The sequence below is a fragment of the Chryseobacterium sp. PvR013 genome (genome assembly GCF_017833095.1).
GTDB classification, from domain to species: Bacteria; Bacteroidota; Bacteroidia; order Flavobacteriales; family Weeksellaceae; genus Chryseobacterium; species Chryseobacterium culicis_A.
The window spans coordinates 1,603,769-1,616,725 of the sequence record NZ_JAFIBT010000001.1 but is presented as its reverse complement, the minus strand read 5'-3'; the positions used below and the strand labels follow the sequence as shown (position 1 = coordinate 1,616,725).

The 12,957-nt window shown below is 32.4% G+C and carries 7 protein-coding genes; all 7 read left to right on the top strand.

Annotated features, from left to right (window positions below):
- The 7 genes from JOE44_RS07280 to JOE44_RS07250 all read left to right on the top strand — a co-directional run bounded on the left by JOE44_RS07280 (window position 1) and on the right by JOE44_RS07250 (window position 12,830).
- Complete coding sequence (locus JOE44_RS07280; protein ID WP_209784993.1) at window positions 1–3,873, top strand: DUF6443 domain-containing protein; 3,873 nt, start codon at window positions 1–3, stop codon at window positions 3,871–3,873.
- Window positions 3,824–4,570, top strand: coding sequence for a hypothetical protein (locus JOE44_RS07275; protein ID WP_209784992.1), 747 nt, complete (start codon window positions 3,824–3,826; stop codon window positions 4,568–4,570). Before JOE44_RS07280 ends, JOE44_RS07275 begins: the two co-directional genes overlap by 50 nt.
- 226 nt (window positions 4,571–4,796) lie before the next feature.
- The gene (locus tag JOE44_RS07270) at window positions 4,797–6,089 is read left to right on the top strand and encodes a DUF3945 domain-containing protein (RefSeq protein WP_209784991.1); all 1,293 of its coding nucleotides are present in this window, start codon (window positions 4,797–4,799) and stop codon (window positions 6,087–6,089) included.
- Window positions 6,090–6,232: 143 nt separating this feature from the next.
- The gene (locus JOE44_RS07265; RefSeq protein ID WP_209784990.1) at window positions 6,233–7,057 is read left to right on the top strand and encodes a hypothetical protein; all 825 of its coding nucleotides are present in this window, start codon (window positions 6,233–6,235) and stop codon (window positions 7,055–7,057) included.
- A gap of 110 nt (window positions 7,058–7,167) precedes the next feature.
- Window positions 7,168–9,051 carry an AAA family ATPase gene (locus JOE44_RS07260; protein ID WP_209784989.1) on the top strand — a complete coding sequence of 628 codons (1,884 nt, stop codon included), beginning with the start codon at window positions 7,168–7,170 and terminating at the stop codon, window positions 9,049–9,051.
- On the top strand, window positions 9,038–11,254 hold the full coding sequence (locus tag JOE44_RS07255; protein WP_209784988.1) for a UvrD-helicase domain-containing protein: 2,217 nt from the start codon (window positions 9,038–9,040) through the stop codon (window positions 11,252–11,254). Before JOE44_RS07260 ends, JOE44_RS07255 begins: the two co-directional genes overlap by 14 nt.
- An 88-nt stretch (window positions 11,255–11,342) precedes the next feature.
- Window positions 11,343–12,830, top strand: a complete 1,488-nt coding sequence (locus tag JOE44_RS07250; protein WP_209784987.1) for a DNA/RNA helicase domain-containing protein — start codon at window positions 11,343–11,345, stop codon at window positions 12,828–12,830.
- Window positions 12,831–12,957 lie beyond the last annotated feature (127 nt).

Here is a 12,957-nt window from a genome sequence, read left to right as displayed (position 1 = left end):
ATGAAGTCAATATATAGAATTGTTTTATTGGTACTTGTATTTAGTACCTCAACTATCAAAGCCCAATTTTCGAATTATTCCAAATATTACAATTGGAATCTGCTTACCACGTATTCCAATGGTGGCGGCGGTGGGGTAACATTGAGTATCACCAATAATGTACTCAGTCTTAGTTTTAGTGCTGGTTTTACGGAAACCACTTTAAAACAAGGAAAAATAGGGCCAACTGATTATGTAGGAACGTTACCCAACACAGAAATTCCTGTTCCGGCTGGAAGCTTTTTTACTGATAAAGGATACCGGTTCTTCATTGTTGATAATCAGTTAGCCATTTATCATAATACGCCCATTTCTTTAACTGGATTTTCGGGAACCATATCTGTGAATTTAACATCGCCAGTTCCCATACCCGCGGACATTTCGACGTACCTTTCTAACTGGACTCCGCAGAATAAGATAATGTCGGTAAACTATCTTACGGACCAAGGAGATTCTGGAAAGAAGAAAGCATCCATCGTATATTATGATGGTTTAGGAAGGGAATTGCAGATTGTTGCCAAAGGAGAGACACCTTCAGGAAAAGATTTGGTGACTCCTTTTGAGTATGATAACCTTGGAAGGAAGTCGAAGGATTTTTTACCCGTTCCAACCATGCAAAACAATGGTCTTTTAGTTGATGCAGCTACAATTTCAGGTTTAGCTTCATCTGTTTACAATGGTGAACCGGCATTTTCGGAAAATGTATTTGAAGCCTCTCCGTTAAACAGGGTTTTGATGCAGTCAGCACCTGGAACGGCCTGGAAGAAAAACAGCGGACACGAAATAAAATTTACTGATGATGTAAATACAGTTTCTGACGAAGTAAAAAAATATAATGTTGATCTGGCAGTTGCTCAGGATATTTATAATCCTAAATTATCTTTCAGTTCCACTTATGGGACAGGTAGCTTAATAAAAAAAGTAATCAAAAATGAGGATTGGACCTCTGCAAACGGAAACAACAACACTTCAGAGGAATTTATTAATAATGAAGATAGAACTGTTTTACGAAGAAAATATGTAGATGGGAAGAAAGCTGATACCTATTATGTTTATGATATTTATGGCAATCTTACCTATGTTATTCCTCCTCTTGCCTCAGATGCAGTTAAAAGTCTGACAACGGGCTTCTTCCCTGATGTAACTCTTGACAATTTGTGCTATCAGTACAAATATGATAAGAAGAACAGGTTAGTAGAAAAGAAGCTTCCCGGAAAAGGCTGGGAATATCTGATTTATAATAAGGCCGATCAATTGGTGATGAGCCAAGATACAAATCTTAAAGATCAGGGTAAGTGGTTGGTAACCAAGTATGACCAGTTCGGTAGAGTGGTGTTTACAGCTATTACTAATAATAATAGTACAAGACAGTCTTTGCAAACTACTATTACAGGAGCTGCTTATACCTTTGAGATAAGAAGTGCCGGCTCGTTTACCGTAAGCGGAATGCCTATTTATTATACTAACAGAGCCCTTCCGGGAAGTCTGGCACAGGTCTTAAGTGTTAATTATTATGATTCCTATCCTGCAGGATATACTTTTAATCCTGCTTTTCCAACGGATATTTTAGGAGAACCCACATTAAATGCTACTCCTACATCCGAAGGTTTAAGTACCAAAAGCCTTCCTGTCCTTACTTTAGTAAAGAATATTGATGACGATAATTGGTCAAAGGATTATACCTATTATGATAAGAAAGGAAGAGTGATAGGAACTTATTCCATCAATCATTTAGGAGGATATACTAAAACAGAATCCAAACTTGATTTTGCAGGGATAACAAAGCAGACTATAACAAAACATAAGCGTCTGGATAGTGATACTGAAAGAGTCATTACAGAAACGTTTGATTATGACAACCAGAACAGACTGTTGGTACATAAGCACCAGGTAGACAGCAACCCAACAGAGATTCTGGCACAAAATACTTATAACGAGATTTCTCAGATTACCAATAAGAAAGTAGGAGGAACAGATCTTGCCAGTCCATTACAGTCTATAGATTACCAATACAATATAAGAGGCTGGCTGACTAAGATCAATGATCCGGCTGTTTTAAATGGAAAGCTCTTTGGGTATGAAATTAAATATAACACTCCTGTATATACGAATTTAGCATCAGGAAAGTATAATGGAAATATCGCAGAGGTAGATTGGAGAAATGCTTCGGAGGGTGCCTTGAAAAGATATTCTTATACTTATGACCCTCTTAACCGGTTGAAAGATGCTATCTATACAGAACCCGGCGCTACCAATCCCTATAATAATAATTTCAATGAAAATCTGAGCTATGATTTAAATGGAAATATTATGACCCTGAAAAGGAATGCTTATCCTGTATCAGGAACTACAGCCACACAGGTGGATGATCTTGAATATAAGTATATAGGAAACCGTCTGAATCAGGTAATAGAAAATTCACCTAACAACTCAGGATATGAAGGTGGGAACAATATTATTGGCTATGACCTTAATGGAAATATGACTGATATGAAGGATAAAGGAATCCAGTCCATAGTTTATAATCATATCAATCTGCCTGTTTCAATTAGTATGCAGTTTACTAATCCTGTTGGGAATATAAGCACAACAAGTATAAATCATTTATACCGTGCTGATGGAGTGAAACTTCGTAAAACATACAGTCAGCAGGCTCATATGGGGCTTCCAACAATACGAATGACGGATTATCTGGATGGGTTTCAGTATTCATATGAAGATGATGGAGGGATCTGCATCACATGCAAGACGGAATCGGCCTATGAATCGCAGGCTTATTCAACATTTAAACCTGTTCTTCCTCCTCTTGCGGCATGGAAACTGGATTTTGTAAGTACCCCAGAAGGGTTTTACAGTTTCGCAGAAAACCGTTATATTTATCAATATAAAGATCATTTAGGAAATGTAAGGGTAAGTTTTGGTAAGAACAATGCAGGGGTAGTTCAGACAATGGATGTCAATAATTATTATCCATTTGGGTTAAACCATATCGGAGGATCGAATTACTCAAACTTTGGAAGTTATTATAACTATAAGTTTGGAGGAAAAGAAATGCAGGAAACAGGCTGGCATGATTTCGGAGCGAGAATGTATATGAGTGATTTGGGCAGATGGGGGGTAATTGATCCATTGGCAGAGAAAATGACCAGATATAGTCCTTACAATTATGCTTTTAATAATCCGGTAATGTTTACGGATCCTGATGGCAGGAGTCCAGCCCATGTTGATCCATCAGAGATTTATAAGAAAGGAAATCAGCAACAGATAAAAGCATTTGAATTTTTTGCGAAATCTAAAGAAGGTCAGGCTGTGATATCAAAATTTGCAGAAAAAGATCAGGTAATTGCAGGGGTAAAGTATAAGGAAAGCGGAGAATTCCATAAGAAGGGAATGGATCTGACATTTGATAATAATATATCAAAAACCTCAGCTTCACAAGGAGCATCTGGTGAAACAACTGTCGAAAACAAAAATGGGAGAACTAATTTTACCGTAAGTGTAGAGAATAACAATACTCCGAACAGAATGGCTAATCAGATTGAAACATTCGCTCATGAAACTTTTATACATGCATTTCCCGAGGCAAAGGATTTCGCTGATGATAAAAAATTTAATCAAAGCAGCGGATATGATAATAGACTTATTAATTTTTTAAAGAAGCCAGGAAATGAAAAATATCAGAGCGTTAGATATTATGATCACTATCAGGAAAAGCAAAATCATACTGCAAGGACTCAATATATATCACCGATTTTACAACAATATTATAAATCTGTAAAACAAAATGTTACAAAAGATTCCATTGATAAAAGCATTGACGGCTTTAGGTATTAATTTAGCCTTAGTGAGTACTGTTGTACAGTGCAAGGAGAAAAAGGAGAATACGGAAGTACTATTTTTGAAGAATGACGGTCAGTATTCATTTCTCATTGAAGCTCCTTCAACGATAGCATATAGCACACCCTCAGCTATGGAGCTTATATCCAAAACTGAGGGAAACAAAAGTAATGTAATATTTGCAGATCAATTAAAAGAATTCAGGCCATACAAATTTGTTTCTGAGCAAGAGAATTATAATAATATTTACGTTTCTAATGTACTCGGAGAAACAAATTTTAGCAATAATAATCTGTTTGAATATGATGTTCAGATAGGTCAATCAGGAGTTTTAAAGTCAAATATTTATTATCCCTATGATCTAAAAGGAAGTTATGAATTTAAAATAGATAGGCACACAAGTAAAATTTTGGGACAGCTGCTTTACAAAATTTCTTTAGAAGATAGGAAAAATAACAAAGTATCTCCAGATGCTAAGTTGAATAATGTAATTGTTTTGGAAGATGATAGAAGGAGAAATGAAGTTTTTACCCGTGAAAACAATGCCCAAAATAATCTAGAATATTCTTTGCTTCTGGCTTGGATAAATAAGTTATTATTGGAAAATATTAATAGAGCCAATAAAATAGATCATTTAGATATTCCTTCCATTCAGTATGTGGAAAGGTTAGATATTCCACCTGATATGAAATAGTAAAATAAAGTTAACTTTTCATATTTATAAAATTCTTTTCTTTCTCGGAAAGTTTTTGAGTTTGAATTGATATAAGAAAATCCCGCAGAAGCGGGATTTTTTTATTCTTTCAAGTAATCTTTTTATTTTCCCTGCCGATCTTAATGTCAACTATGACCTTTCTCTGCCATTATAGTAACAAACCTGTCCGATTTTATATCTTACGCGGTACACAATAATTTAGGTCATGGATAACAATAAAAATGATGAATGGGTTACGGTTAGGAAAACAGGTGATACCTTACTGGTGCTCCATCATGAAACGGGTACAGTAGGAATTGTTAAGGGGTTGAGTGATAATGGGGAAGTAAATAGGGCTAGTCCTGAGGAGCTGAATCCTAATGAAATGCTCAGTATTGAGCGTAATGAGAATTCTTTTACTGAGTTTTATTCCACGTTTTATCACCAGCTGAAGGAGCCTTCGGAGTTTTCGTTTTTTAAGGTAACGGAGTATGAAGCAAAGAAGACGGCTTTAAACTTACAGAAGTATATGGATGAGGCTCCGAATGATGTGAGACAGGAATTAAAGAAGTATGAGATCTCCATTGATGTGGTGGAGGCGTATAGAAAAGCTGGAGAGGGGAAGGCAGCAGGTAAGGAAGAGAATGCTGGAAATAGTTATTTATTTAAGGCTGAGCAGGTAGATTGGAAGATGATGGAGAAGCTGGGGTGGAATAAGGAAAGATTGGAGGAGCTAGGGGCTTTGGAACCGATGCTTAAAGGATATAAAACCCCGATGCTTGTTCCGGTACATATTGAACTGCGGACAGTATCAGGTACGATTGAAGTGAGGCTTTCTCTTCAGGCTAATGATTTGGGAGAAGTGGAACTCAGGTTTCATCCGGTAAGAAGAATGCCTGATTTTTCTAAGCCTTTCTTTGGGCATGTATTTTCAGAAGAGGATAAAAGGAATCTGATCGTAAGTGGGAATATGGGAAGGATGGTGGATCTGGTTCATGGAATTACAGGGGAGGCAGTGTCTTCTCTTATCGGCAGGGACAGGCTGACCAATGAGCTGGTGAAGGTGAGGGCTGAGTGGGTGAGAATTCCACTGGTGATCAAAGGAGTGACTTTGGATCAGGAGCAGAGAAGGATCTTAAGGGAAGGAAAACCGCTGTATATTGAAAATATGTTGTCAGCTCGGGGGACCCTGTTTAATGCAGCAGTTCAATATAATGCGGATAAAAGATATGTGGAGTTTTTGCTCGGTAAGAATGTAAAGAGGATGGGATTGGAAGATTTCAGGCAGGTTCCGGAGGTGTTCAGAGGGAAGAAGCTTAAGAAATGGCAGGTGGAGAAGTTAAAGGCTGGAGAGGTGGCGTATGTGGATGGGCTGGTGGATAGGAAGGGGAAGGGGTATCAGGGGTATTTGAGGTTTGATAAGGGAATAGGAAAGTTTGAGTTTTCGTTTAAGAATGTGTGGAAGGGGGAGAAGAAAGAGGAGCAGGGGATAAGGAAGAAAAGAGGAAGAGGAATCTAAAGGAAGATTAAAGATACAATATTTAAAATGTGGTATTTTTTGCTGGATTTATGGGAAGTTATAATATGCCTATCTGTATGAGAGTTGAGGATACCCGTAAAATCTCATGTCGTTTTTTTCTTATATTTGGGGAAACTTTAATCATGAAAAAACTATTGTTTCTGAGTGTAATCTTTTTTGCACATCTTTGTTCCTGTCAGCTTAGTAAAGATTCTATCACGGTCTTACGTAGTAAAAGCTCCCTCATTTATTCTTCATTTAGTACATCTTGTTATCGAACAGGAGATTATGATAAAAAATATCAGCCCCAGGATATGCTTTTTGTAACAGATATTGCTGAGTGTAAAGGGTATTCAGGTACAAAAGATATGATAGGTTTCTATTTTGATGGGAAGAAGTACTACATGGAAGATAATTCGGAAAATGAAAATGTTTTTTATGTAATGAAGGGCGAACAAAAACAATTAGCCGATGTAAAAGCTAAAATCAATAGTCTTACTGCTGTTGAAAAAGATAGTCTTGACTCTTGGTCAAAAAGATACTCGGAGGTTTATATGCACAAACTGAAAAACGAGGTTTACGACAGGATTTTCAGTAAAGAGAAAAACGGGATTGCCATCATTTCAGCATTTCCTACAGAGGGCTATTCCTTTACAGGGGCGGAGTTTAAAATATTAAACTTCAGCAAAAAAACAATTAAATATGTTACTTTCAATTTTTATGGTAAAAATGCTGTAAAAGACAGAGTCGGAATTAACATGAGCAGAAAAGGAATAGGTCCTATTGAAAGTTTAGCTTCAGGGTCATGGTCTTTTGATAGTGTATGGCTTACTGATATTGTCCAAACATTGAAATTAGTATCGGTAAATATTATTTATATGGATGGATCAAAAAGAGCGGTTACAATTACAGATAAGCATTGGCTGGATCAGGAAGATTTAGATCGTTTCAATAACTTAATGGATTAATGGAGTTTTGAGATAGCTTTAATGTTGAAAATTTAACAACATGTTTAGCTTTTTAGTAATCCTTCTATTGACATGAATTATTTTTTTTAAATTCACAATAAAACTAAACCATGTATATATCTAAACTCAGACTATGGAATTTCAGAAAATATGGTTCTGAAAATTTTGAATTGGATAAACCTCATTTAAACCTTTCTTTTAATCAAGGGCTGAATTTACTAATCGGAGAGAATGATTCTGGTAAAAGTGCCATTATTGACGCAATAAAAGTTGTTCTTAAAGCTCACGCTTATGAATGGATAAGAGCAGAAGACAAAGATTTTCACATCAATTCTGAAAATAAGATCTCTCAACGTTTGAGAATTGAAATACATTTCAAAGGAATCACGGATGATGAGGCAAGAAATTTTATTGAGTGGCTTGGTTGGGAAGATGAAACAATAAAAATAGCCGGTGAGGATGGAAATGTTACTGAACAAACTGTCAAAAGACCAAAACTTATTTTAATATATGATGTAGAAAGGAAAAACAATAATATAATTCCTTCAGACATACGAGCGGGAATGGATGGGATTGGTCACATCTTGAATGCAGAAGCTAGAGAGTATTTAAAATGTACATATTTGAAACCGTTAAGAGATGCTGAAAATGAGTTGTTAGCAAAAAAGAATTCTAGGTTGACAAAAATCCTAAGTGACCATAAATTATTTAAAAATGTAAAGGATGAACATCCTTTAGTTCAAACATTTAAAGTTGCTAATAAAAGTGTAGAGGACTACTTTAAAGACAATGATGGCGATATCAGTAGCAAAAGTCAAATTAAAGATATTATTGACGAATTTTTAAAAGAATTCATTGAAAAAGATTACTCTTCAAAATTTGATGTGTCAGGAACAGACATAAAACAAATACTTGAAAGAATTTCTCTTGGAATCGAAGGTAAAAATTATTTAGGATTGGGGACATTAAATAGAATTTTTATGGCTACTGAATTACTTCATTTGCGAAGAAATTGGAATGGACTAAAGTTGTGCATTGTTGAAGAATTGGAAGCGCATCTTCATCCCCAAGCTCAAATGAAAATCATTGAGAAACTAAAAAAAGAAAGTGAAGAAAATAAAACACAGTTTATTCTTACAACACACAGTCCAAATATTGCTTCTAAAGTCCATTTAAAATCCTTGATAATTTGTAAAAATAATGACGTATTTCCGATGGGACAAGATTTCACTATACTTGGAGATGAAATAAAGACGGGTAAATTTAAAAATAGTTACGAATATCTCGAAAGATTTTTAGATGTAACCAAATCAAGTCTATTTTTTGCAAAAGGAATTATCTTAGTTGAAGGATGGTCTGAGGAAATTTTATTATCTGAAATTGCAAAAAAAATTGGTTACGATTTGACAAAAAGTGAGATCTCAATTATTAATGTTGCTTCAACAGCGTTTCTTCATTTTGCAAAAATATTTTTACGTATTGACAATAAGAATATGAAAATTCCTATTTCTATTATCACTGATTTAGATGAGCAAGAATATGTGCGAGAAATAAAAAAGGATGGAGAAGGAAATTATATTAAACAAAGAAGTGGCTATGAATATGACTTTATAAAGCAAACAATAACAGATTACGAACAAAAAAGAAACGCAAAATCATCTACATTAATAGATAATAATAACGAAATTAAAGTTTTTGTTTCAAATCAATGGACTTTGGAATGGTGTTTATTAAAATCAAATGCAATTACTGAGAATTTTAAAGAAGTAGTTAAAAAAATTCATTCCGATACATTTTCAGCTTGTGATTCTGATGAAGAATATGAGATATCGCTTGCTAAACTATTGTTAAGTAAAAGTATCCATAAAACAGAACTCGCATATTTACTTTCTAATGAGATAAAGAAAAAAGAATTATTAGAAATTGCAGATGAGGACACAATATTCTATATTAAAGATGCGATAAAACATGTTTGTGAATATGGAAATAGATAGATATATAGAACAAGCCGAAGCAATTCTTTTAAATGGAGAAAATTTTGATGATGAAAGAAATGAAAGAAAAGATTTTATTAGAAACTTGGAAACTTGTGATTTACTTGCTGTTCCAGGAAGTGGGAAAACGACTGCATTATTAGCAAAGCTTTATTGTATTGCCCAAAATATGCCATTTGAAGATGGTTCAGGTGTACTAGTTTTATCACATACTAATCATGCAATAGAAGAAATCAAAAAAAAATTAAAAAGTTATTGTCCTAAGCTTTTCGAATATCCAAACTTTATTGGGACAGTTCAAAGCTTTATAAATAGATTTTTAGCTAACCAAGCTTGTTTCGAAAAATATGGAACTTATATTAAGAAGAATGATGATGATTTAATCTTCAATATTATTTTAAATAGACTGAAGTCAAAAAAAGGAAAAGCTTATTGGTACATACTAAATATTATAAAATCAAAATTCAATAAGTTGGAGACAACTTATTTATCAGATAAACTAGGGGGAGATATCCAAGATTTTATAAGTAGAATTAAAGCTATTAAAATAATCAATAAAAAAAATGAATTTATTTTCAATTATAATTTAATTAAAAATTGTGATCTTTCTTATTCTGAAAAAAAAGTACTGTTCGATTTCAATTCTTCATTAAAAAAAGAAGCTGAAAAAGATGAAAATTTTATAGATGTAATTAAAAGTATAAAATATGAAGAGGAAAGTTTATGTTTTACGTCAAACAGATTTTCTCATAAGTTGAAATTCACAACAGACGCTGGTAAGGAGCTTAAAGATATATATGATGAGTTAAAAAATAATGGCTCATTTTTATTTTATGACTCTTTTGACTTAGCAGGTGCTTTTATAGAAAAACATTCTGAAATAAAAAATATTCTCCAGAAAAGATTCAAATTTGTCTTTATTGATGAGATGCAAGATTTAGAGGATTTTCAGATAAAAATAATTGATGAGATATTTATTAATGATGTATCTCAAACAATCATTCAGAGAATTGGAGATAAAAACCAATCAATATATAATTCTGGAAATAGGATAAGAGAAAATTGTGATTGGAGAACTCGCCAAGAAACTAACCCGGAAAATTACATTGATTTAAGTATTCAAAATTCAAAGAGATTAAGTCCTAAAATATCGAGTATTGTAGATAAACTTGTTCTTGAAAGACCAACAAATTATAGCGTAATCGGCCAGTTTAGTCATTCAGAAATTCCACCCCACCTTATTTTAATTAATCGTGACACAGATGGTGAAACGTTGAAAACTAAATTCAAAGAAATTATTGAGGAAAATAATTTGCATTCAAATTTGAAAAATTTGGAAAAAGGATTCCATATTATTTCGTGGACGACCGAAAAAGAAAATAATGATGTTTTATCTTTAAAGAAATTATTTCCTAATTTTTCTAAAGAATCAAAACAAAAAAAAGAGGATTTTGATTGTTTAAGGAAACATTTATTTCTATTTGATAAAGAAAAACAGACTTTAGAAGCAATTAGAAAGTCAATCTTAAATGCTTTAATTAAAATTTTAGATTTAGAAAACATTAAAAATGTAAATGATAAATCTTATACTAAAAGAGAACTTATAAAATTTGTTAGAAATCAAGGGGAAGAGTTTTATGATACTTTTAATCAAAAGCTTTTTAAATGGTGTTTCGAACTGGTTTCTAAAAAAAATTATGATGAAATATATACTGAGATTCGAGATTACATTGAAGGCGTTGCATTCATTGGATTAAATTGGAAAAATGAGCAAAATTATACTCCTTCGTCTATTTTATATTCTCGGGAATTTATTTATAAAGATTTTCTTTTTGAATTCGAAGAAACCAATGAAAGACAACAAACTGAAACCAATGAATATCCAATAAATCTATCTTCTGTTCATGCTGTTAAAGGCCAAACCCATTGTGCGACAATGTATGTAGAATCATATTTTCACAATTATGAGACAGAAAAGAAAAAGATTATTGATATTCTTAAAGGATTGGAGCATAATATACATAGAGAAAGACATAATTCGTACTCAATTCAAGCTATAAAAATGATGTATGTCGGATTTTCAAGACCAACACATTTGTTATGTTTCGCAGTTCTAAAGGAAAATATTGAGGAACATATTGAAACTTTAAAAATTGAAAATGGAGGAATTTGGAAAGTAATTGAAAATTTAGTAAATAATTAATTTAAATAGTAGTAGAATATAAGAGTTTCATACAACGCGGTCTAAGATCTTCTAAACTCATTTTCAAAAAGCTAAACTTAATATTAAAATGTTACAAAAAACTAATTTATACAGTTTATACCGTGCTAATTCGGATTTCGACAAAACTACATTTGTAGATTATCTAAAATTTCATTCTATCAATATCAAAACTAATGAACTTTCAGACTTGATGAAATGTATTGAAGCTTTATTAGCCCCACGAACTGCAAGATATAGAGCCTTTGAGTACTTTTCATTTGGCTTTGTAATTCCTCAAATTGGTAAAGAATTCGATTTACTACGTTTTGGAATTCGATCAATTATAAACATTGAATTAAAATCTGAAAGTACGCTTGATAAGATTAAAAGTCAGCTAATTAAAAATAAATACTATTTCAAATTTTTAAATCTGAAGCTTTATCTATTTACATATATTTCAAGCGAAAATAAATTTTATAAGCTAGGTGACGATGACGAACTACATTTATATGAAGTTTCAAAAATAATAACATTGTTAAATCGACAATTTGTAGATACTGATATTAATTTATCAAAGATTTTTAACCCTTCCGATTTCTTAGTTTCTCCATTTAATTCAACTGAAAAATTTATTAATAAAGAATATTTCTTAACTGGAGAACAAGACCAATTTAAGAAAGAAATAATTAAAGATATAGAAATAAGTAACAAACAATTTATTGTTGTCAAAGGTCAACCAGGATCTGGTAAAACTTTATTAATATATGATTTAGCAGAATATTTTACTAGGAAAAAGAATATAGTTATAATACACTGTGCAAATCTAAATGAAGGACAAGTCAAACTTACTGATGATTATAATTGGAACATTATTTCTATTAAGCATTTTTCCCAAATAGATAGTGAACAAAATGAGATTATCATCATAGATGAAACCCAGCGAATAAGAAAAAATCAGTTGAAATTAATAATTGATCACGCAAAGAAACATAATGTTACTATAATTTTTTCATACGATGAAAAACAGGTTCTTCAGTCTGAAGAAAAATTGAATAAAATACCAGATCTCATTAATATTAATACTTCCCCCAAAGTATACACCTTAACATCTAAAGTTAGAACTAACAAGGAGATTACTGCCTTTATAAAATCGTTATTTGATAGATCCAGAATTATTGAACAATATCTATATGAATCTGTAGAACTAGTATACCTAAATAATATGGAAGAAGCTAAAGCATTTATGTCTAGTGATATCGTTGGAGATTGGACATTGATTAACTATACGCCTTCATTATATGGTACACATCAATATGAGGATTATCATAATCCACATATTTCAACAAAAACTCATAGTATAATAGGCCAAGAATTTGATAAGGTAATAGTTGTTGTAGATCAAGATTTTAAATATCGGAATGACTCTTTAGTATACACAAAGAAATGTTATTATAATCCCGGATTGATGCTATATCAAAACATAACAAGAGCAAGAAATAAAGTAAAAGTGGTAATAATTAGCAATATTGAGGTAATGGGTAGATGCTTACAAATTTTAAATATTCAAAAAAAATAGTTCAAACTAACTAGAAATGTTATTTTACTAAATAGCTTATAGGCCTTGATTGTGATTTGTTCTAAGTGAATACAATAGCTATTACACGTGATAGGACAACAGTATAAGAATATTATCTTCCTGTTAA

Excerpts from the sequence above, each read along its gene's own strand:
- JOE44_RS07260 (WP_209784989.1), top strand. The coding sequence starts at position 7,168 with ATGTATATATCTAAACTCAGACTATGGAATTTCAGAAAATATGGTTCT.
- JOE44_RS07270 (WP_209784991.1), top strand. The coding sequence starts at position 4,797 with ATGGATAACAATAAAAATGATGAATGGGTTACGGTTAGGAAAACAGGT.
- JOE44_RS07280 (WP_209784993.1), top strand. The coding sequence starts at position 1 with ATGAAGTCAATATATAGAATTGTTTTATTGGTACTTGTATTTAGTACC.
- JOE44_RS07255 (WP_209784988.1), top strand. The coding sequence starts at position 9,038 with ATGGAAATAGATAGATATATAGAACAAGCCGAAGCAATTCTTTTAAAT.
- JOE44_RS07265 (WP_209784990.1), top strand. The coding sequence starts at position 6,233 with ATGAAAAAACTATTGTTTCTGAGTGTAATCTTTTTTGCACATCTTTGT.
- JOE44_RS07275 (WP_209784992.1), top strand. The coding sequence starts at position 3,824 with ATGTTACAAAAGATTCCATTGATAAAAGCATTGACGGCTTTAGGTATT.
- JOE44_RS07250 (WP_209784987.1), top strand. The coding sequence starts at position 11,343 with ATGTTACAAAAAACTAATTTATACAGTTTATACCGTGCTAATTCGGAT.